A 21,090-nucleotide genomic window follows, 5' to 3' on the forward strand; every position below is an offset into this window, starting at 1 on the left:
TTCTCATTATATTCGATTTGCAAAGATACGGCTTTTCATGACTTCACAAAGTTTTTACTGTTTCTTCTTGCTTTTCTCCTCTGTTTTTGCCTTGAAAATCATCAATAAATGTATAAAAACAGATTATAAATGAAAGTTTTATCTAATTCCCTCCTTTGTTAATATATAAATGCCTATCTTTGCGCGTATTTATGATGAATTTACATTAAAACATTTTTTATGATCAATCCTATTGTTAAGACGATCGAGTTGGGTGATGGAAGAACCATTACGCTCGAAACGGGAAAGCTAGCAAAACAGGCAGATGGTGCTGTTATGCTACGCATGGGTAACACCATGTTGCTGGCTACTGTTTGTGCAGCAAAAGATGCAGTTCCCGGTACAGATTTTATGCCGCTTCAGGTGGAGTATAAAGAGAAATATTCAGCGTTCGGACGTTTTCCTGGAGGTTTTACCAAACGTGAAGGAAAAGCTTCGGATTATGAAATTCTGACTTGCCGCCTTGTAGACCGCGCATTACGTCCGTTGTTCCCGGACAACTTCCATGCAGAAGTATATGTAACAATTAATATGTATTCGGCAGATGGAGTGGATATGCCGGATGCTTTGGCTGGTCTGGCTGCTTCTGCAGCTTTGGCTGTATCAGATATTCCATTCAACGGTCCGATTTCAGAAGTTCGTGTGGCACGTATCGACGGACAGTTCGTTATCAATCCTACTTTCGAAGCATTGGAAAAAGCTGATATGGATTTGATGGTAGCCGCTACTTATGATAACATCATGATGGTAGAAGGTGAAATGAACGAAGTTTCTGAACAAGACCTGCTCGAAGCAATGCGTTTCGCACACGAAGCAATCAAAGTACACTGTAAAGCACAGATGGAACTGATGGAAGAAGTGGGCAAGACTGTAAAACGTGAATACTGCCACGAAGAAAACGACGAAGATTTGCGCAAGGCGGTTCACGAAGCTTGCTATGCAAAGGCATACGAAGTTGCAGCTTCTGGTAACAAGAACAAACACGAACGTCAGGATGCTTTCGATGCTATTTGTGAAGAATTCAAGGCTCAGTTTACTGAAGAAGAACTTGAAGAAAAAGAAGGCATGATAGACCGTTACTACCATGATGTAGAAAAAGAAGCAATGCGCCGCTGCATCTTGGACGAAGGCAAACGTCTTGACGGCCGTACTACTACAGAAATCCGTCCTATCTGGTGCGAAGTAAGTCCGCTGCCTGGTCCTCACGGATCTTCTATCTTTACACGTGGTGAAACTCAGTCTTTGAGTACTGTAACATTGGGTACTAAGTTGGACGAAAAGATTGTAGACGATGTACTCGATCAGCATAAGGAACGCTTCCTGTTGCACTATAACTTCCCTCCATTCTCTACAGGTGAAGCAAAAGCACAGCGCGGTGTAGGCCGTCGTGAAATCGGTCACGGCCATTTGGCTTGGCGTGCGCTGAAGGGACAGATTCCTGCAGATTATCCTTATAGTGTACGTGTGGTTTCCGATATCCTGGAATCAAACGGTTCTTCTTCTATGGCTACTGTATGTGCCGGAACATTGGCACTGATGGATGCCGGTGTACCTATCAAGAACCCGGTATCTGGTATTGCAATGGGATTGATCAAGAATGCTGGAGAAGAAAAATATGCCGTATTGTCTGATATCTTGGGCGATGAAGACCACTTGGGTGATATGGACTTTAAAGTAACCGGAACTAAGAACGGTATCACTGCTACTCAGATGGATATCAAGTGCGACGGTTTGACTTACGATATTTTGGAAAAAGCATTGCTTCAGGCTAAACAAGGTCGTGAATACATCTTGGGTAAACTGACCGAATGTATTGCTGAACCACGTGCAGAACTGAAACCGCATGCTCCACGTATTGAAACAATGACTATTCCGAAAGAATTTATCGGTGCTGTAATCGGCCCGGGCGGAAAGATCATTCAGGGTATGCAGGAAGAAACCGGTGCTACTATTACCATTGAAGAAGTAGATGGAGTAGGACGCATTGAAGTTTCTGGTAACAATAAACAGGCTATTGACGATGCAATGCGTTTGATTAAGGGTATCGTTGCAGTGCCTGAAATCGGTGAAGTATATAAAGGTAAGGTACGTTCTGTAATGCCTTACGGTGCATTTGTAGAATTCTTGCCGGGTAAAGATGGCTTGCTTCATATCTCTGAAATCGACTGGAAGCGTCTGGAAACAATCGAAGAATCTGGTCTGAAAGAAGGTGACGAAATTGATGTGAAGTTGCTGGATATCGATCCGAAGACCGGTAAATTCAAACTTTCTCATAAGGTGTTGTTACCTAAACCGGAAGGTATGAATGCGGGTGAAGGACAACCTAAACGTGAAAGACGTCCTCAGCAGAACAAAGAGCAGAAATAAACTTTTGTTTATATAGGTATAGTAAAGATTCCCTGATCGGTATTCGATTAGGGAATCTTTTTTTGTTTCTATTGTCTCGGATAATTTTGCTTGTGAGCAATTTCAATGGTAGCTGATGAGTGTTATAATCGTCGTCGCCGATTTTACAAACGGCGGCGACGGCTGTATGGCCGATGTCGCTGAATTTGTAGCCGACGCCGCTGTTTATAGAATGCAAGCAATGCCGAATTATTTTATTCTTGTTTGTGCTGTATTTATGTAATAGGAGAAGGGGAAAGGTATAAAATAAAACAAGGCTGCTTTCATATGAAAACAGCCTTGTTTCGTGGTATAATGCAATTTATTCTTCTACTACCTGGAAGTCTTCCTTGCCTACTCCGCAAACGGGGCATACCCAATCTTCTGGAATATCTTCGAATGCAGTTCCCGGTGCGATACCGCTTTCCGGATCACCTGTTTCAGGATCATATACCCAGTCGCATACAGTGCAAATGTACTTTTTCATAATCTATCTTTATTTTTGAGTTAATATTAATAATACTGTCTTATCTAAAAACAAATATAGAAAGAATTTGTTTACTGTCTATCTTTTAATAAAATCTTTTTTAACTCATAAACTCCTTCCGAAGCTCCTTTTCGAATCACATTGACTTGTCTGCCGGAATTGATTTTTACTTCTTTCGGGTCGATCAGGTACACCGGTACTCCATAAGGAACATAATTCAGTAATCCTGCGGCCGGGTATACGTTGAGTGAGGTGCCGATGATAACGAAGATATCCGCCTGCTCGGTATAATGAATAGCTGTTTCAATCATAGGAACGGCCTCGCCAAACCATACAATAAACGGACGGAGTTGTGATCCGTCTTCTGCTGTATCGCCCATTTTGACTTCATACTGTTCGGGCTTAAGCTCTTTAATATAGTTCGGGTTATTAGGCTGATAACTCGAAGTGACTTTGGTCAGTTCACCATGCAAATGGACTACGTGTGTACTTCCGGCCCGTTCATGCAGATTATCTACATTCTGTGTAATGATGGTTACATTGAAGTTTTGTTCCAGTTCTGCAAGCAACTCGTGTCCCCGGTTAGGTTTCACCTCAAGCAATTGTTTACGCCGTTCGTTGTAGAAGTCTATTACCAGTTTCGGATTTGCTGCATATCCTTCGGGAGTGGCGACTTGTTCTACCGGATATCGTTCCCACAGTCCGTCGGAATCGCGGAATGTACTGATACCACTTTCGGCACTCATACCGGCTCCTGTTAATACAACTAAGTTTTTCATCTTTATACCTTTATTTATATAATACACAAAAATAAGAAAATTTAATCGCTTAAAGCGGCTCATATTCAAAGAAAAAAGATACCTTTGCCACGTTTGTTAAAAAGAACGATATATTAAATAAAATTCAATCATGGATAAATTCAGTTACGCCATTGGTCTGGGAATAGGCCAGAACTTACTGAGCATGGGTGCTCGCGGTATTGAAGTAAACGACTTTGCACAGGCTATCAAAGACGTATTAGAGGGAAACCAGACAGCTATCACGCATACAGAAGCTCGTGAAATTGTAAATAAGTATTTCACAGAATTGGAAGAAAAAATGAATGCGGAGAATATTGCTAAAGGAAAAGCATTCCTCGAAGAAAACAAGAAGAATCCTAATATTGTAACATTGCCAAGCGGATTGCAGTATGAAGTGATTACTGCGGGAAACGGTAAAAAACCGAAAGCTACAGACCGCGTACGTTGTCATTACGAAGGTACTTTGATCGACGGAACATTGTTCGATAGTTCTATCAAGCGTGGCGAACCGGCTGTATTTGGCGTAAATCAGGTAATCAAGGGATGGGTAGAAGCTTTGCAGCTTATGTCGGAAGGTGCAAAATGGAAATTGTATATTCCTTCTGATCTGGCGTATGGTGCACAAGGTGCCGGAGAAATGATTCCTCCTCACAGCACACTGATTTTCGAGGTTGAATTGATTGAAGTATTATAATTAAAAATATAAAAATAAAAGGTAATGAAAAAAGGTACAGTAATAATGATGCTGGCTGCAGCAGCAGGTTTGGCATCATGTAGCTCTCAGGGCCCAAAGGCAAATATGAAAAGTGATGTAGATACTTTGTCTTATATGTTGGGTATGACTAACTCTCAGGGATTGATGGACTATGCTACCGGACGTTTGGGAGTAGATTCTGCTTATGTAGCAGACTTTATCAAAGGTATCGAACAGGGTACTACTGTAGAAGATGCTAAACAGAAAGCATATTTGGCTGGTATGCAGATTGGTTTGCAGATTAGCGGTGATATGTTTGATGCTATTAATAATCAGGTGTTCAGAGGTGATTCTGTAAACAAATTGAACAAAGAAAACTTCTTGGCAGGTTTTATTTCTGCAGTAAAAGAAAAAGGACTTGTATCTGCTGATTCTGCAAGAATGTATGTTCAGGAACGTACAGAAGCAATCAAAGAAAAAGCATTGGCAGAAAAATATGCTGACTACAAGAAACAGAACGAAGATTTCTTGGCAGAAAACAAAGGTAAAGAAGGAGTTAAGACTACACCAAGTGGTTTGCAGTATAAGGTGATTACAGAAGGTAAGGGTGAAGTGCCTGCCGATACTTCTCGTGTAAAAGTTCACTATAAAGGTACTTTGATTGATGGTACTCAGTTCGATAGCTCTTACGACCGTAAGGAGCCTACAACTTTCCGTGCTAATCAGGTAATCAAAGGTTGGACAGAAGCTTTGACTATGATGCCTGTAGGTTCTAAATGGGAACTTTATATTCCGCAGGAATTGGCATATGGTTCAAGAGAAGCTGGTAACATCAAACCTTTCTCTACATTGATTTTCGAAGTAGAATTGCTGAGCATCGAAAAGTAATTTAGCTTTAAAATATAAATAAGGAATCTGCAGACTGTTTTCAATGGTTTGCAGATTCTTTTTTATATAAAGTGATGTGTTTTGTCTTTCTGATGAAGAAAATGAGGATATTTTTATTCTTTTGGAAGAAAAAGTCCCGATTTGTTTTGCAGGAATGAAAAAAGTTCTTACCTTTGCAGCGCATTAGAGAAATGCCCAGATGGCGGAATCGGTAGACGCGCTGGTCTCAAACACCAGTGGAGTAACATCCATCCCGGTTCGACCCCGGGTCTGGGTACGATAAGAGGACTAAGTTAGCTTAGTTCTCTTTTTTTATGTCCTTTTTTCTGGCAAAGTATATTTCCGCAAGAACCAGACAGCTCCTATTGTAATTATGATATTGATATTTTCTTCTTCCAGCATAAGATTGAAGATTATGATAGATACTGCGGGTAGAGACAAATGTCGTTTGTAAGTATCAGGCGTATTTCAATGGATCGCTAATATTTTCGATAAAAAATGCAGAAATATTTTGGAGGTTGAAAATAAATCCCTATCTTTGCAGCGCATTAAGAGAAATGCCCAGATGGCGGAATCGGTAGACGCGCTGGTCTCAAACACCAGTGGAGTAACATCCATCCCGGTTCGACCCCGGGTCTGGGTACTGAAGCGGAGAAGTTAGAAATAACCTCTCCGCTTTTTTTATTTAACTGTAATTCCCATGAAAAAACGTATAGAAGAGCTCGACTTTTTGAAGTGTGTATTCATTATCCTGATGATTGTGTTTCATCTGGTCTATATCGGTGATAAGTATCCATATGCCAAACAGCTGGTTTATACGTTTCATATGCCGGCCTTTCTTCTTATTTCCGGCTATCTTGTCAGTATTTCCAAAAAGCCGCTTGTTTTTTTCCGCACCATGGGTTGGATTTTTGTTCCTTATGCCGTGATGGAAAGCGGATATATGGTGATGTCGTCTATTCTGCCGGTACGTGACGGAGTGGATGAACTGAGTCTGACGGTTTGGGCCGATAAACTTTTTCTCCATCCATTGGGCCCTTACTGGTATTTGCATACACTTATGTTATGTAGTACGACTTATTATCTGCTCGACAGAGTAGGAAGGAGATGGTTGAAAAATACGCTTTCTTTTTCCATTGTGTTGGCTTTATGCCTGGCAGTCGAATCTACAGTACTTCATATCAGTTCTCTGCCTCATGTACTTTATTTCTGGGGAGGAATTATGTTGCGTCGCTGCAATCTTTCTTTTACTGCTTTCTTCAAGACTTCCTGGTGGGGAATACTGCCTTTTATCTGGTTGTCTGCCAATGAACAGAATTTGAATTGCTTTACGTGGGGAGGAATGGCCATGGTATATTTGGCTATTAGCATGGGACTGACTGTTTATCCTTTTCTTTCGGGAAAGTTGAGAGACGCATGTCTGTATATTGGCAGAAATACGTTTGTGATATTGGTTTTCTCCCCTATTTTCACGGTAATTACAAAATCTTTTGTATCTTTCTTCAATTTTGATACTTCAGGAATGTGCTTTTTGATTGTTTCGGTAGGTTTTGTGCTGGCCGGAAGCTTTCTGATAGCCTGGTGTATGGACCGGTGTAAAGTGTCTCGCTTTTTCTGGGGAAAAGAACGTATGTTGCAGTAAACTCGTGACAGGGTGGCAGACAATGATTTTCCTGTGAGAAGAAAGCTTTTTGGCATTTTATTTGTATGCTTATAAGAAAAGGTTATTCATTAAAAATTATAATATTATGATTTCAGAAAAATTACAAAATGCCATCAACGATCAGATTACTGCTGAAATGTGGTCATCTAATCTTTATCTTTCAATGTCTTTCTATTTGCAGCGTGAAGGTTTCGACGGATTTGCAAGCTGGATGAGAAAGCAGTCTCAAGAAGAGTTGCAGCATGCATACGATTTGGCAGACTATATGACAAAACGTGGTGGTACTGCTAAGGTTGGTAAAATTGATGTAGTACCTCAAGGATGGGGAAGTGTTGTTGAAGTGTTTGAACATGTATATCAGCACGAGTGTCATGTATCTGAACTGATTGATAGTTTGGTAAATGTAGCTTCTGAAGCAAAAGATAAGGCTTCTCAAGATTTCTTGTGGGGCTATGTACGCGAACAGGTAGAAGAAGAAGCTACTGCTCAGGGTATTGTAGAAAAACTGAGAAGATGTGGTGATGGTGCCGGTATCTTGTATCTGAACGATCAGTTGGGACAACGTAAATAAACTCTCATTTTTTTGAGAGAGACAGGCTGTAGTAACTATTTTATGGTTGACTACAGCCTTTTTCTTTAGATAACTCTACATTGTATATATCTATTCAGAAAATAGGAGGCAGCTTGGCATCGTCAATGAGCGAGAACTTTGTTTTTTCTTTGCCTTTGCTCTTACCTTTCACAATCTTTTCAGAAGATAGGGTGCGGCTCGGCATTACTTTCGCTTAAAAGCAAGCTTTTGGCTTGGTACTGCACTCGCCTTTCACTATCTTTGTTTGCGCGAAGATAGGATACGGTTCGGCAAAGGAAAATCTGGAAACGTTGTTTTCGTTTTCCTCTGCTCTTGCCTTTCGCTATCTTTGCCTTTACTTAATAAGGTTGAATAGAGATGGTAAATTGGTTTTTTCGCGGTTGGAATTGGTGTCGTCGCTTCCGTCATCGTTGCGGGTACGGAGTTCATTCTCCCTCTGATTTTTTCTTGATTACTTTTGTGGTATACGAGCGTATGGCATTTTATGCATACCGTACTTTGCATGATAAGAGAAAGGCTGTGCTGTCTTTACCGCATTATCGTGAAAAGGTCGATAAATTTTTATTCCGGTTTACCAACTACTGGCAACCTTCTTCTATACTCGAAATAGGAACAGGAAGTGGCTTGTCGACTGTTTATATGGCTGAGGCTAAACAGGTACCAGTTCATACTTATGACTGTTGTCTGCACCAGGACGTGAAAAACCTGCTGGCTTCTTATCCTCAGATTGTATATCACACAGAGGATGCCTGGCAAAAGACGATTGACTTTTCTGCCGACCTTGTTCATATTGCTCATACCCCTTATTATAAAGAAGTATTCGAAGCTTTGTGCAGTAAAGCCGGTTCGCGTACCTGCTTTGTAATTGCTTCTCCTTATGCCACGAAAGAAAAAAAAGAATGGTGGAACTCGGTAATTGCCGATTCGCGTACAGGGGTTACCTTCGATTTGTATGATGTAGGTATTGTTTTCTTTGATAAAGAGCGTATTAAAGAACACCGTATTGTGAATTTCCTATAGTCATTTCATGGATAGGTAAAGGTGTCTCATTATAAGGAGATGCTCGTCTCATTCTAATGGTACACCCGTCTCACGACAATGAGACGGGTGTACCACTGTAATGAGATATCTTCATTCTCTGATTTTTTCTGAGAAATATTCATGTCTTTATATTTAAGAGAACTTATCAGTCAGCTATAAGAATAGCTCAGAATTTGTTTGACGCTTGTTATAAAAAGTTTGAATGGAGTGTAAATCCATAAAATGACAATTTTGTACTCTCCTTTATTTTCCTAAATTTGCAGAGTAAGTATTTAGCATAATAAATAAGTAACCTTAGTATTATGAAAAAAAGTTTGATTTATACCCGTACAGGCGATAAAGGTACGACTTCATTGGTCGGAGGTGTGCGTGTGTCAAAGACTCATATAAGACTAGAGGCATATGGCACAATCGATGAACTGAGTGCGCATCTCGGGATGTTGATAACTATGATGGATGACGAAGAGAACCGGACTCTGTTACAATACATACAACATAAATTATTTTCTGTAGGAGCTTATCTGGCTACCGATCAGTCGCAGACCGAACTGCGCATAGAAAGCCGTATTTCGGAAGAAACAGTACGGAAACTTGAAGTGGCTATTGACAAGATAGATGCTTCTCTGCCTAAACTTACTGAGTTTGTATTGCCGGGAGGATCGAAGGAAGCTTCCGTGTGTCATGTATGCCGTACGGTATGCCGGCGTGCAGAACGCAGAATATTGGCACTTGAGGCAGAAGAAGGATGCGTGATAGATGCCGAAGTGAAACAATTTGTCAACAGATTGTCCGATTATCTGTTTATTTTATCTCGAAAGTTAAATCAATTAACACATCATGATGAAATTTATTGGGATAAAACTTGCATATGAAAGAATTTGTTATACTTTTGTGCGACAATAAAAAAGAGTCAAACATTTAAAAAACAGGAAATGCTATGTATTGGACATTGGAATTAGCCTCTAAGCTGGAAGATGCTCCGTGGCCGGCAACAAAAGATGAATTGATTGATTATGCGATGCGTTCGGGCGCTCCATTGGAAGTAATTGAAAACTTGCAGGAAATGGAAGACGAAGGCGAAATATACGAAAGTATTGAAGATATTTGGCCTGACTATCCCAGCAAAGAAGATTTCTTTTTCAACGAGGAAGAATATTGATTCTGCCTGTTGAGTGGTTAAAGAAGGCAAAGGAGATAGAGAAGGTAAGGCTCAATCATGTTGTGGGAGCTTTACCTTCTTGTTTTTTAGGACTGTTTGTCTGTCTTTATCCTTTTCTTAACTATGTTCCCTTGTGGTATTTATCTATGTATTCTCTTTTCTAAAATCGGTAAATGAAAACTTTATCTCCCGAAACATGGCGTTTCATACAAGAACATCGTGAGGATGATGTGCGTAATCTGGCACTTCAGGGTAAGAAATATCCTTTGGTCGATATGGCTGAGGCTGTAATACAGATTGCAGCCCGGCAAATTGCGGAGAAGAAGTTACCTTCATGGGGAAGTGTAGAGGGGATATATTATCCGGGCCATCTGTCTATGGAGCAGTGTTCGTCGGAACAGACCGCTCTTTATAAGGCATCGCTGGTTCGGGGGGATTCTTTTGCAGACCTTACAGCCGGATTCGGAGTGGACTGTGCTTATATTTCCCGAAACTTTGCACAGGCTGACTATGTGGAGCGTCAAGAAGGACTGTGTGAGTTGGCGACGCATAATTTCCCTTTGTTGGGGTTGAATCATATCCGTGTAAATCATGCCGACGGTATTGATTTTCTGGCAAAGATGGAGCCTGTAGACTGTCTTTTTCTCGATCCGGCACGTCGCGATAAGAATGGAGGAAAGACTGTAGCCATTACAGATTGCGAACCGGATGTGTGTGCGCTTGAGCCTTTATTGGTAGAAAAAGGGAAAACGGTACTGATAAAGCTTTCTCCTATGCTGGATATTGCTTCTGCCTTGCGCGATTTGAAGTATATTCGGGAGATTCATGTCATTTCGCTTCAGAACGAGTGCAAGGAGTTGTTGCTGATTCTCCGGAAAGAAGCTGCTTCTGTTAAGAAAGAAACAAGCGAGGTACAGATTCATTGTGTGCAACTTTTTTCTCATGCACCGTCGCAGCATTTCAGTTTTTCCTACGAGCAGGAGAAAAGAGCGATTTGTCCTATATCGGAGCAAGTGGAAACCTATTTGTATGAGCCGGGAGCTGCATTGCTGAAGGCTTCTCCTTTCCGTTTGCTTGCATCGGCTTATGGGGTAAAAAAGCTGCATTCCAATAGTCATCTGTATACTTCTTCTCAGTTCGTCGATTTTCCGGGACGTTGTTTTAAAGTGGTAGGAATATCCGGTTTCGGGAAAAAAGAGTTGAAAACATTCTTGGAAGGAGTAGAGAAGGCTAATCTTACAGTGCGTAATTTCCCTTCTTCGGTAGCAGACCTGCGGAAGAAACTGAAAATAAAAGAAGGAGGAGAAATCTATTTGTTTGCCACAACGCTGGGAGATGGGCAGAAAGTTCTTGTAAAATGTCGTAAGGTAGGGCAAGAGGAAGCCTGAAAGTGATAAAAATCAACCTTTCTGGAAAAAAGTACTGTATAAAAGTACAGAATAGTGTAAAAGATATGTTTTATAGCGATAAAACATATTCATTATGAAACTATTTCAAATATTTGGTTTGTTTATGTTCTTGGCCTCTTGTGGGGAATATAAACCGGAGGAAGAACTGGATTCAGAGGGAGGAGAGGTGAATACTACTTGTACTTTGCAATTGAACTGGCAGAGTGAGAATAATTCAAAATTGCATTATCCGTTATCGGTTTATGTGTTCGATGGGGCAAATAACTGTGTACTTCGGGAAAGTATAGCATCGGCTTATGCCGGTTTCTCTGCTTCTCTTCCCCAGGGAAAATATACGGTATCGGTATTCTCTGCTTTATCATCCGACGATTTTGCCTTTCCCTTTGAAGTGATTCCGGATAGTTACATCCGTCTGAAAAATGAGAACCGCTGTACTCTTCCGCTTCAGATGGGACAGGCACGTGTCAGTTTAAATCAGTCAACCTTAGTCAATCTTACTCTTTCTTATATGGTATCTGCTTTGCATTTCTCATTCAATCTTGTACCCGAAGAAGCTAAAGCCGTGCAAGTAGCCGTATCACCGGTCAGTTCATCGGTCTCTTTTATCGGAAATTACAAAAACGATTCTGAATCCAGTGTCATTTCCTGTCGCAAAGAAGGGCATGTATGGAAGTCGGATGCAGTTTATGTATTTCCTTGTAAGGATACACAGACCCATTTGTCTGTGACGGTACGTATGCCCGATAAAGATGAAGTGTACAGCTATACGTATAATGCCAGCCTTAAGCCTGGATACCCTTATCATTTTACGGGAAATTATAGCGATGGGGTTTCTCTTGACGGCGAATTTCAGATAGAGGGCTGGCATCCGGGAGTGGATATTGAATTTGGTTTCGATGAAATCCAGCCCGATGAAGGAGGGGGTGAAGGGGGAGGAGGCAATCCTTCCGGAGGGGAAGGCGATGACGATGAAGTCATTTCTGTGAATACATTACCGCAAGCCGATGCTGTATGGGGGCCTTTCTATGTCTGGAAGGTAGAGACCATTTCATCGAAGGAAGTGGAGGCTTTTCTGATTGCCCCCGACCAGTATTATACCGTTGCATCGGGTACGGAGAGCATATTGTCTGCTTACGATGTAGATGGTATACAAGGTTGGAGAGTCTTTTCCAAAGATGAGGCAGAAGCTTTTCGTGACCAGTTCTACAGCTTTACGATGGAAGAACTGAACAAGTTTCTGGTGGCCGAAGGTTTGGATGGATTCTATTATACAGATGGAGCCCGCTATTTGTGCAATGAAGGAAAATCTACTTTCTGTTTTTACAACAAGCGTGTACTCGATGCCGGAGCCACTCCCAAATATTATCTGCGTCCGGTGAAAGAAGTACGTTTACGAAAAGAATAATAGTTGCTTTTTCAGGTAGAACAGTTGGTATTCAGTATTAGATAAAAACATTGAAGCATCCCGATTGTATCCGAAAAGATACATACGAGGATGCTTCAATACGTTTGAGAGAATCAATGTTTATGTAATTAAATAATATGCTGTTTTTTTAGTTCGTCTGCTACACTTTCCAGTTCCTTGTACCATACCTCTCCAAACTTTCGTATCAGCGGTTCTTTCAAGAACTTGTAGACTGGCAGATTTTCTTTCTTTCCAAGCAGGACAGCAGCTTTACATACATCCCAGCGGTGATAATTCACAGCCTTGTAAGGTCCGTAGTTTCCCACACGAATGGGATATAAATGGCAGGAAATAGGCTTGTAGAAATTGCATCGTCCTTCTCTGTAAGCTTTCTCTATGGCACAATAGCAATATCCCTTCTCGTCGTAACATGTAAATACGCAGTCTTTTCCATTTACAATAGAAGTTACCAGATCGCCGTCCTGGTCTGTATATACCACCCCTTGCCGGTCAATCACTTCACGTGCTTCGGGCGACAGTTCTTCCCAGATAATCGGAAGTACTTCTTCCAGCTGTGCTACTTCTTCCAGTTCTACCGGAGCTCCGGCATCTCCTTCTATACAGCATTCTCCTTTGCAGGCATCCAGATTGCAAAGAAACTTTTCGCGGAATACATCCAGGCTTACTACTACATCGTCTATTTGTACCATACTGATTTCTTTTTATCCGTGCAAAGATACGAAATAACTCCCATCTATCCCTATGCTGCTATCAGATTCTTCATTTCACTTTTCTCTAAGTGGTGGGTGTAGAGATTTGGTGAGTGTCTGTCCGTTCTTTGTATAAAGAAAGATAATGACATAAAAAAAGAACAGCGTGTCTGTCCGGAGTGATGCCGGAATACAGACACGCTGTCTTCTATTAGAGATGTATATCTTATTTAATCAAGTCCTTACCAGACATTTCTGCAGGCTGAGCCATACCCAGGATGTGCAGGATAGAAGGAGCTACATCGGCCAATACACCGTTTTCTACCTTTGCATCCTTGTTTGCAGTTACGTATACAAACGGAACCGGATTCAGTGAGTGAGCAGTGTTTGGAGTACCGTCTTCGTTCAATGCATGATCTGCATTACCGTGGTCTGCAATGATGATTACTTCATAATCGTTAGCTTTTGCAGCTTCTACTGTATCTTTCACACAGTTGTCGATTGCTACAACAGCCTTTTCGATTGCTTCGTAGATACCGGTATGTCCTACCATGTCACCGTTTGCATAGTTTACTACGATGAAGTCATATTTCTGAGTGTTGATAGCTTCTACCAGTTTGTCTTTTACTTCGTATGCACTCATTTCCGGTTTCAAGTCGTAAGTAGCAACTTTCGGACTTGGTACCAGGATACGGTCTTCGTTATCGTACGGAGTTTCACGTCCACCGTTGAAGAAGAAAGTAACGTGTGCATATTTTTCAGTTTCTGCAATGTGCAACTGAGTCTTTCCGTTTGCAGCCAGATATTCTCCCAAAGTATTCTGTACGTTTTCTTTCGGGAACAAGATGTGTACACCTGTAAATGATGCATCGTACGGAGTCATACAGTAGAACTGTAAGCCCGGTATAGTCTTCATACCGTTTTCCGGCATATCCTGCTGAGTCAGAACAATAGTCAATTCTTTTGCACGGTCGTTACGGTAGTTGAAGAAGATTACTACATCACCTTCTTTGATAGTACCGTCGAAGTTTGCATTTACAATCGGTTTGATGAACTCGTCAGTAACTCCTTCATCGTATGATTCCTGCATAGCCTGAACCATATCAGTAGCTTTCTTACCTGTACCGTTTACCAGCAAGTCGTAAGCTTCTTTTACGCGTTCCCAACGTTTGTCGCGGTCCATAGCGTAGAAACGTCCTACGATAGAAGCGATTTTTCCTGCAGACTGTGCGCAGTGAGCAGAAAGCTGTTCGATAAATCCTTTACCGCTCTTCGGGTCTGTATCACGACCGTCCATGAAGCAGTGGATAAATGTATTTTCAAGTCCGTATTCCTTAGCGATATCGCACAATTTGAACAGATGGTCCAAAGAAGAGTGTACACCACCGTTTGAAGTCAATCCCATGAAGTGGATGTTCTTTCCGTTTTCTTTTGCATAAGAGAATGCAGCTACCACTTCCTTGTTCTGAAGGATGCTTCCGTCTGCACAAGCGCGGTTGATTTTTACCAAGTCCTGATATACGATACGTCCGGCACCGATATTCAGGTGGCCTACTTCAGAGTTACCCATCTGTCCGTCAGGCAAACCTACGTTTTCACCACTTGCCTGCAACTGAGAATGAGGGTAGTTAGCCAACAGACTGTCCCAATACGGAGTCGGGGTGTTGAAGATTACATCGTCTTTCTGACGGTCGCCACATCCCCAACCATCAAGAATCATTAAAAGCGCTTTTTTAGCCATACTGTTATTTGTATTTTAAGAGTTAATATTTCTATGCTTTACAACATGCAAAAATACAAAATATCTTGTGCTTAAGTGCATTTTTTAGGAATTTTATCCTTGTTGAAAACAAGGCAAGCCTGTTCATAACTGCAAAGTTATTAACAGGTGCTGTGAATAACTCTCTGTATTGTGAATAAAACAGAGAAATCAGAAGTCAAAAGAAAGTTGTTCGTTGCCCAGCAGGTTGAAAGTCTTGCGGTGATAAGGCGTAATGCCATATTGCGCAATGGCTGCCCGATGTTTGGGAGTAGGATACCCCTTGTTGCCTTTCCAGTCGTATTGCGGATAAGCTTCGTGCAGCTCTTTCATGTAGTCGTCCCTGTATGTTTTTGCCAGAATCGAAGCCGCTGCAATCGACAGATATTTTCCATCTCCTTTTACAATCGTAGTATGAGGCAAATCCTGATACTTGTTGAAACGGTTTCCATCTATCAGCAAATGTTGCGGGCGTACTTTCAGTCCGTCTATAGCTCGGTGCATGGCAAGAAACGATGCATTCAGAATGTTTATTTTATCAATTTCTTCAGGAGTAACTACCCCCACAGCCCATGCTACAGCTTCTTTTTCTATCACTTCGCGCAGTGCATAGCGTTGCTTTTCACTCAGCTGTTTGGAATCGTTCAGCAGTTCGTTGTGAAAATCATGAGGCAGAATCACGGCTGCTGCATACACAGCTCCGGCCAGACAACCTCTTCCGGCTTCATCACAGCCAGCTTCTATCAGTTCAGGATGTAAATAAGGTAGCAGCATCGTTCGTCGCTTTTTAATTTCGGGCTGCAAAGGTACGTCTTTTCTCCGGAAGAGAGGTCGGATATAACGGGAAGTTATGAATAAGTTATTGACTGCTCCTGTGAATAGGAGTTTGGAAAGAGTTTAGTTGTCTTGAGATTGAGGGCGGTTTTACCAAATTCCTGCTTCTCTTCTATGTGCATTTGAACACGGGAAACCCCTCTTTTGAGATTATGAGTTTTGTGAAGGATGTATGAAAGGTGATACCGAGGCTTTTCTGCAAGGTTTTCTAAATTTCTTTGCCGATAGAGATGTACGAAGCCTCCGGAAAGTTACCCATCCGGAGGCTTCATTATTATATTAGTTGCATTAAAATTGCAGAATAGGATGCCATTCCTTTACAGTTTTCAATATATCTTCTGCTGTTTTACAAGAACCTTTAGTACGTTTATTTGCCTTCTCAATAAATTCATTATCATAAATATTTATAAGTTGAATTCCATTAAATTCTGATACAGGTTTAATAAATACAATGCCATCGCATATATCACTAAGTTTTTGCTCTTTAGCGTAAGGTGAACCTTTCTCCCCATAATTTGACAGTTTTATTGTAGGATTAGCAAAATATGTTTCTGTTCTTAATAGAGGGAAATCATCTTTTAAATCAAATCCAACAGGTTTATTGCCATTTTTCTGAAATGCTTTATCTATTACACCGTCAGCTATAAGATTCCACCGTGTCTGATTATTTTCTATATAGCCTTTGCTTCCCATTTGACCACCCCATAAATTAATGATGAATACATCTTGCGGGTAACAACTTTTAAGTAAAAAGCCGGCTGAAGGCCAATTGTAGTAGTAATCGCCTTGACGTGTACCATTTATACGTGCCAAGGTATGTGATGCTCCAGCATAAAAAACAATGTGCGAGCGTTTAATGATATAGTTTCTTATGATATCAAACATATTATCATCCCGTGAGCCCGTATATACATAGTCTTTGCCATCAAAATAATCTTGTATATATGCCGGGTCCACTAAAAGGATACGTGTTCGGAAATTCTCAGGTTTCTTTTGGTTGTTTTCCCATACAGATTTGAAAACATCTGCATATTCTTTATATGGATTCCCCAGATCATCAGGTGTATATTGCAATATCTTAAAGACTAGATCTTCTCTGTAAACAGGGGATTTTATCAAGCTATCAGCGAGATACTGATATCTTTCGGAACCAAACTCAACTGCAACTGCATCAATATTTGCCGTTGAATCCTGTGCCGAAGCAGTTATCAAATCGCACAAGAATTGAGGATGTACATCTATCCAATGATCTTCCCCTAATGCAACGACTGAATGTGAACGTATTTTATCAAGTACATATTCCAAATGTGGTTGTCCGTTATTTTTAATGTATTGATAATAAGATTCTGTGTCAAGACAATCTTGCGCAATAGAAATGTTACTTGAGATTATCAAAAGTAACATGATAAGACATTTTTTAATCGTAATACTTCTCATTCTTATATTCATATCATATTGATTTATAGTTATGTATTAATTCTTATATTTTGCATTTTTCAACAAAACTCTACTAATATCGCAAATATAGTGTTTATAATCAGAAATATATTCTTTTATTTATATTATAAATAGAGACTTATTATCAGTAACTTATAATATAAATGTCTGTAGTGTTCGTATATTCATGAAATTCTTTGGTCGGCTTTGGTAATTATAAGATGTATTGCTTCTCAGCATATCGTACGAAGGACGTGTGATGCCCCTGCTGTAGCTCAAACCTATGTTTTTCATTCGCAAAAATAGAATGAATTATTTGAACAAGATAAAAAATCACCTCTACAAACCAGTTCTTGCCATTTGCTGCTACTGCTTTGATTATCCGTGGTTTATAGGATAGATCACAGCCACAGTCTCTCTACAATTTCATTTTTAGTGCGCTATTATCCGTTGGTTCGGTGTCAAATCTCCGATGAAATGATTTTCATCCGATTGACTATATAGCCTTCTTGACAGAATGGAAATATCTTATCTGCAAGCCTTGGCAATTTGTTTTACAATGTAGGGACCTTCATAAATAAATGCAGAATAAATCTGTACCAGATGAGCTCCTGCCTTCAGCATGGCTTGCGCATCCGAAGGAGTTATGATACCACCGGCACCGATTATCAACATCTCTTTGGGAGCATGTTCAGACAGGTATTTTACTATTCTTGTCGATTTCTGTAAAACCGGCAATCCGCTGATACCTCCTGCACCTATATTCTTTATCTCAGTTTGGGTTGAATGGGTGAACAAGGAACGGTCCTGACTGGGGCCACATGCAATAAAGCCGTCGATATGATGTTGGATGGTAAAGCTGATAATGTCGTCTACTTTCTCAAGAGCAAGATCGGCTGGCAATTTCAGGAAAACCGGCTTCTTGTATGCTTGTTTATCTTGTAATAGAGTAGAAAGTATCGGTCCTAAGATTTCCGGAGCAATACTTCCCCAGTTTATGGTGTAATAATCGGCATATCTGTCGAATGTATGGTATAAATCTAAGATATCTGTCATTGCCTGCTCTGTATTGTCCGGATGGTTGGTATTGATATTAATACCCAGAATATATTTCCCGGATTGTTTCCTTTTTAGGTTTTGTAAGAATACAGTCTTCCCGGGGTTATTAAATCCGGTTCGTGAAATAAGAGCCTGATCTTTAGGTAAGCGGAATATGCGTGGGCATGGATTTCCTTTTACTTCTTTCGGTGTTACGGTACCTACTTCTATAAAACCGAAGCCCAAATCACTAAGTTCATCAAAGCAGTTGGCTGCTTTATCAAACCCGGCTGATAATCCGACGCGATTTTTGAAAGTGAGATTTTTCCATTTCCATCCGGCTGTTTCGGTGTGACATGATGATCTGACAATCTTTCTTACCGGAGTGAGATGACGATAAAATTGAAGTGATTTAACGATTTTGTTGTGAATGTCTTCCGCGTCGATCTGGAAGAGTAAAGGACGAAAGATTGATTTATACATAAGCTTTTGAATTGATTTCTTTGTGCAAATGTATAATATAATATTGAGAAGATTTCATAAAAAAAGTTATCACCTATTACGTGAAGTGATGATGACATTTTCTGCCTGATGAGGCTGATAAACAGTCTGTTCAGAACTCTGTTATCCATCTGTCGAGTGTCATTTCTTCCGGGAGTCCGTTTTTAAGTGATTCGCTGATGTGCTTTTTCAGCCGGAATTTTTTTTGTGAGATGGAAGCAGGTGATACTGCAAAAATAGTTGCCAATTGGGCATTGCCGAAACGTAGGCGGATGAGCACGCACAGATGAAGCTCCTGCTTCGTCAGTGTAGGGCAGAAACTCTGCAGGCGGGTTACAAAATTGCCGTATACACTTTCGCACACATCTTCTAATGCCTCCCATTCCTTGTTCTCCAGCACTCGGCATTTCTCTCTCAGTTCCTTCACCAGTCTGTCGTTGTCTGCCACATAGTCGGCAAGCACACGTTCACGCTGCTTCAGGTAGAGATTTTCTTCCGATAAGTTGCGGAACTTATCTGCCTCCCGTCTGGCCTTATCCAGTTTGGAAGAATAGTCGTTAATATGATGTTGAAGAGAGTTTATCTTTTCAGACAGCCTGCTGTTCTCAACCTGAAGGCTGTCTATCTGTTCACGGTATTCATGCAGTTCTTCAGAGTTCATTTCCTGACCGGACAGCTGTTCCTTCAGTTCCTCCATGTAGCGGTTGTTCTGCATGAGCCGTGTCTCGTATTCGTGCAGTTGAAGCATGTAGTCCTGTAGCTGTTCCGACTGTTTGCGGATGGTGGTTTCCTTTCTCACAAGCCGTTTCTGATAGAGGTATGCTACGACAGCTATAACCACTATCAGGCATATTGTGATGATAAACAACAAACGCTGTGCATCTGCCTTTTCCAGCTTCAGACGCTGCTGTTCGGTAATGAGTTTCTGGTGGTCGTACTTCTCTTTGTAGGCGATAATTTCTTTGCCTTTGTCTAAGGACATGACAGAGTCGGTATAGAAAAGAAGTGAATCGCAAAACTCTTTCATGTATATATTAAATTCTGAATCACAAGATAACTGATACAACGTTTTATAGACAGAACGTTTCGTATATACGTTATCGGTTCTTAATGATTTTTTTAAATAATATAAAGCTGAATCTGCCTTAGACAGACATAAATATATTTGTCCTCGCAACAAATAGGTTTGAAAAGAAGGTTGTAATGTTTGTACTACCTCAAGAGATTCATAAAATCTTTTTTGAGCAATATAAACCAAAGCCAATTCTTGCTGTACAACAGCATAAAAATCATTATTCTTTAATTCTAAAGCCAGCTCTGCACTTTGTTCATATACCTGTTCAGCTTTATCCAAATTATTCAATAAGCAATAACATCTTGCTAAATATTGTAAAGAAACCATCTGATAGCGCAAATTCGAATCTTTAACAGAATAATTATATGCACTTTGACAAGCTTCAAACGCATACTCAATAAGATTACGATATAAATATATTCTTCCTAATCCTGACATAACCAGATAGCCCAATTTATAATCATTGGTCTTCTCCATTTCAGTCTTGGCCTCTAAATAAAATCTGATAGACTCTTCAATATTACCAAGATTATAATTCACGCCTCCCATATATAAAGCCGACATAGCCTTTCTACGGGCATTGTTTGTTGGCTTGTAATAATCGTATGCTATTCTCACGAGGGAATCAGAGGATATTTTCATCAGCTGTTTTACTTTTGCCTGTGTCACCAGCAGACACCACAGCGCATGGTTCTCCTTATCCCAGCGTGCTGAAGGCATCGGCATATCCTCCAGGATATGAAGCGCACTGTCCGGGTGATCAAACATCACGGACTCCGCATGAACCAGTTCCGGAAGCGGAGTTTTCTCCTTGCCGTTTCCGCTGCATTGGATATTCAAAAGGGCTGTACAAGCAATCAGGATGTACAGAATATAGTGGGTTATCTTTCTCATTTTACGATTTTTGCAGCAAAATTAGAAAAAATAGGATAGACAGGGAGCATTTTGTCTGAAAAGGGAAGGTCTTTTCTTTCATTTTGCAGGAAGATGTGACAGGTGGGGTGTAAAGCAAATAATGTAGATTTATCTCTTTATTGTTTGTACCGTATTTTACTCCTGCTTTTACTTTAAATACTCCTTTCTAATCGGTACTGTACTTTTTCCATGAAAAAATTCCAGTACTATCGGGTGAGTACTGGAGTTTTTACCTGTAAGGACTGGCGGTAACTTATAA

Annotated in this window: 18 protein-coding genes and 2 tRNA genes; 12 read left to right on the plus strand and 8 right to left on the minus strand. The window is 40.6% G+C overall.

The genetic code is table 11. From position 1 onward, the window contains the following. Positions 1-219 precede the first annotated feature (219 nt). Positions 220-2,406 (plus strand): polyribonucleotide nucleotidyltransferase, encoded by a 2,187-nt coding sequence (gene pnp, locus O6P32_RS08440; RefSeq protein WP_269877924.1) that lies wholly within the window; start codon positions 220-222, stop codon positions 2,404-2,406. Between the two features lie 340 nt (positions 2,407-2,746). Here pnp and rd read toward each other — a convergent pair whose 3' ends face one another. Further along, positions 2,747-2,911, minus strand: a complete 165-nt coding sequence (rd, locus tag O6P32_RS08445) for a rubredoxin (RefSeq protein WP_269877925.1) — start codon at positions 2,909-2,911, stop codon at positions 2,747-2,749. A 71-nt stretch (positions 2,912-2,982) separates the two neighbouring features. After that, a complete protein-coding gene (locus tag O6P32_RS08450) occupies positions 2,983-3,690 on the minus strand; it encodes an SIR2 family NAD-dependent protein deacylase (protein ID WP_269877926.1) in 708 nt (235 codons plus the stop codon). Between the two features lie 130 nt (positions 3,691-3,820). Between O6P32_RS08450 and O6P32_RS08455 the strand changes: the two genes are divergently transcribed. From O6P32_RS08455 to O6P32_RS08505, 11 genes are all read left to right on the plus strand, one after another. Beyond that, on the plus strand, positions 3,821-4,405 hold the full coding sequence (locus tag O6P32_RS08455; RefSeq protein ID WP_269877928.1) for an FKBP-type peptidyl-prolyl cis-trans isomerase: 585 nt from the start codon (positions 3,821-3,823) through the stop codon (positions 4,403-4,405). Positions 4,406-4,429: 24 nt separating this feature from the next. Continuing rightward, complete coding sequence (locus O6P32_RS08460) at positions 4,430-5,293, plus strand: FKBP-type peptidyl-prolyl cis-trans isomerase (RefSeq protein ID WP_269877930.1); 864 nt, start codon at positions 4,430-4,432, stop codon at positions 5,291-5,293. Between the two features lie 193 nt (positions 5,294-5,486). Continuing rightward, positions 5,487-5,570: transfer RNA gene (locus O6P32_RS08465), tRNA-Leu, on the plus strand. 282 nt (positions 5,571-5,852) lie between these two features. Then, positions 5,853-5,936, plus strand: a tRNA-Leu gene (locus O6P32_RS08470). Positions 5,937-5,993: 57 nt separating this feature from the next. After that, complete coding sequence (locus O6P32_RS08475; RefSeq protein WP_269877932.1) at positions 5,994-6,935, plus strand: acyltransferase family protein; 942 nt, start codon at positions 5,994-5,996, stop codon at positions 6,933-6,935. Positions 6,936-7,041: 106 nt separating this feature from the next. Beyond that, positions 7,042-7,527, plus strand: coding sequence for a ferritin (locus tag O6P32_RS08480; protein WP_178267085.1), 486 nt, complete (start codon positions 7,042-7,044; stop codon positions 7,525-7,527). A gap of 378 nt (positions 7,528-7,905) precedes the next feature. Then, positions 7,906-8,568, plus strand: a complete 663-nt coding sequence (locus O6P32_RS08485) for a class I SAM-dependent methyltransferase (protein WP_269877933.1) — start codon at positions 7,906-7,908, stop codon at positions 8,566-8,568. A 323-nt stretch (positions 8,569-8,891) separates the two neighbouring features. Then, positions 8,892-9,461 carry a cob(I)yrinic acid a,c-diamide adenosyltransferase gene (locus O6P32_RS08490; RefSeq protein WP_269877934.1) on the plus strand — a complete coding sequence of 190 codons (570 nt, stop codon included), beginning with the start codon at positions 8,892-8,894 and terminating at the stop codon, positions 9,459-9,461. A gap of 65 nt (positions 9,462-9,526) precedes the next feature. After that, positions 9,527-9,748 (plus strand): DUF2795 domain-containing protein, encoded by a 222-nt coding sequence (locus tag O6P32_RS08495; protein ID WP_002558131.1) that lies wholly within the window; start codon positions 9,527-9,529, stop codon positions 9,746-9,748. Positions 9,749-9,921: 173 nt separating this feature from the next. Next, entirely contained in the window at positions 9,922-11,136 is a 1,215-nt protein-coding gene (locus O6P32_RS08500) for a THUMP-like domain-containing protein (RefSeq protein ID WP_269878003.1), read from the plus strand. Positions 11,137-11,230: 94 nt separating this feature from the next. Next, complete coding sequence (locus O6P32_RS08505; protein ID WP_269878005.1) at positions 11,231-12,562, plus strand: FimB/Mfa2 family fimbrial subunit; 1,332 nt, start codon at positions 11,231-11,233, stop codon at positions 12,560-12,562. Positions 12,563-12,690: 128 nt separating this feature from the next. Here the strand turns inward: O6P32_RS08505 and O6P32_RS08510 are convergent, their stop codons facing one another. The 6 genes from O6P32_RS08510 to O6P32_RS08535 all read right to left on the minus strand — a co-directional run bounded on the left by O6P32_RS08510 (position 12,691) and on the right by O6P32_RS08535 (position 20,810). Next, entirely contained in the window at positions 12,691-13,272 is a 582-nt protein-coding gene (locus tag O6P32_RS08510) for a DUF3109 family protein (RefSeq protein ID WP_178266976.1), read from the minus strand. Between the two features lie 226 nt (positions 13,273-13,498). Then, positions 13,499-15,013 carry a 2,3-bisphosphoglycerate-independent phosphoglycerate mutase gene (gene gpmI / locus O6P32_RS08515; RefSeq protein ID WP_178266975.1) on the minus strand — a complete coding sequence of 505 codons (1,515 nt, stop codon included), beginning with the start codon at positions 15,011-15,013 and terminating at the stop codon, positions 13,499-13,501. Between the two features lie 189 nt (positions 15,014-15,202). Further along, complete coding sequence (locus O6P32_RS08520; RefSeq protein WP_178266974.1) at positions 15,203-15,805, minus strand: ribonuclease HII; 603 nt, start codon at positions 15,803-15,805, stop codon at positions 15,203-15,205. Positions 15,806-16,153: 348 nt separating this feature from the next. Continuing rightward, positions 16,154-17,314 carry a TraB/GumN family protein gene (locus O6P32_RS08525; RefSeq protein WP_269878006.1) on the minus strand — a complete coding sequence of 387 codons (1,161 nt, stop codon included), beginning with the start codon at positions 17,312-17,314 and terminating at the stop codon, positions 16,154-16,156. Positions 17,315-17,830: 516 nt separating this feature from the next. Further along, positions 17,831-18,823 carry a quinone-dependent dihydroorotate dehydrogenase gene (locus O6P32_RS08530; RefSeq protein ID WP_269878008.1) on the minus strand — a complete coding sequence of 331 codons (993 nt, stop codon included), beginning with the start codon at positions 18,821-18,823 and terminating at the stop codon, positions 17,831-17,833. Between the two features lie 130 nt (positions 18,824-18,953). Further along, positions 18,954-20,810 carry a coiled-coil domain-containing protein gene (locus O6P32_RS08535; RefSeq protein ID WP_269878009.1) on the minus strand — a complete coding sequence of 619 codons (1,857 nt, stop codon included), beginning with the start codon at positions 20,808-20,810 and terminating at the stop codon, positions 18,954-18,956. Between the last annotated feature and the right edge of the window lie 280 nt (positions 20,811-21,090).

The organism is Phocaeicola acetigenes, from assembly GCF_027529745.1.
Taxonomy (GTDB): Bacteria; Bacteroidota; Bacteroidia; order Bacteroidales; family Bacteroidaceae; genus Phocaeicola; species Phocaeicola acetigenes.

What these genes read in the sequence shown, in the direction of transcription:
- pnp (WP_269877924.1), top strand. Translation starts at nt 220, where the DNA reads ATGATCAATCCTATTGTTAAGACGATCGAGTTGGGTGATGGAAGAACC.
- rd (WP_269877925.1), bottom strand. Translation starts at nt 2,911, where the DNA reads ATGAAAAAGTACATTTGCACTGTATGCGACTGGGTATATGATCCTGAA.
- O6P32_RS08450 (WP_269877926.1), bottom strand. Translation starts at nt 3,690, where the DNA reads ATGAAAAACTTAGTTGTATTAACAGGAGCCGGTATGAGTGCCGAAAGT.
- O6P32_RS08455 (WP_269877928.1), top strand. Translation starts at nt 3,821, where the DNA reads ATGGATAAATTCAGTTACGCCATTGGTCTGGGAATAGGCCAGAACTTA.
- O6P32_RS08460 (WP_269877930.1), top strand. Translation starts at nt 4,430, where the DNA reads ATGAAAAAAGGTACAGTAATAATGATGCTGGCTGCAGCAGCAGGTTTG.
- O6P32_RS08475 (WP_269877932.1), top strand. Translation starts at nt 5,994, where the DNA reads ATGAAAAAACGTATAGAAGAGCTCGACTTTTTGAAGTGTGTATTCATT.
- O6P32_RS08480 (WP_178267085.1), top strand. Translation starts at nt 7,042, where the DNA reads ATGATTTCAGAAAAATTACAAAATGCCATCAACGATCAGATTACTGCT.
- O6P32_RS08485 (WP_269877933.1), top strand. Translation starts at nt 7,906, where the DNA reads ATGGTAAATTGGTTTTTTCGCGGTTGGAATTGGTGTCGTCGCTTCCGT.
- O6P32_RS08490 (WP_269877934.1), top strand. Translation starts at nt 8,892, where the DNA reads ATGAAAAAAAGTTTGATTTATACCCGTACAGGCGATAAAGGTACGACT.
- O6P32_RS08495 (WP_002558131.1), top strand. Translation starts at nt 9,527, where the DNA reads ATGTATTGGACATTGGAATTAGCCTCTAAGCTGGAAGATGCTCCGTGG.
- O6P32_RS08500 (WP_269878003.1), top strand. Translation starts at nt 9,922, where the DNA reads ATGAAAACTTTATCTCCCGAAACATGGCGTTTCATACAAGAACATCGT.
- O6P32_RS08505 (WP_269878005.1), top strand. Translation starts at nt 11,231, where the DNA reads ATGAAACTATTTCAAATATTTGGTTTGTTTATGTTCTTGGCCTCTTGT.
- O6P32_RS08510 (WP_178266976.1), bottom strand. Translation starts at nt 13,272, where the DNA reads ATGGTACAAATAGACGATGTAGTAGTAAGCCTGGATGTATTCCGCGAA.
- gpmI (WP_178266975.1), bottom strand. Translation starts at nt 15,013, where the DNA reads ATGGCTAAAAAAGCGCTTTTAATGATTCTTGATGGTTGGGGATGTGGC.
- O6P32_RS08520 (WP_178266974.1), bottom strand. Translation starts at nt 15,805, where the DNA reads ATGCTGCTACCTTATTTACATCCTGAACTGATAGAAGCTGGCTGTGAT.
- O6P32_RS08525 (WP_269878006.1), bottom strand. Translation starts at nt 17,314, where the DNA reads ATGAATATAAGAATGAGAAGTATTACGATTAAAAAATGTCTTATCATG.
- O6P32_RS08530 (WP_269878008.1), bottom strand. Translation starts at nt 18,823, where the DNA reads ATGTATAAATCAATCTTTCGTCCTTTACTCTTCCAGATCGACGCGGAA.
- O6P32_RS08535 (WP_269878009.1), bottom strand. Translation starts at nt 20,810, where the DNA reads ATGAGAAAGATAACCCACTATATTCTGTACATCCTGATTGCTTGTACA.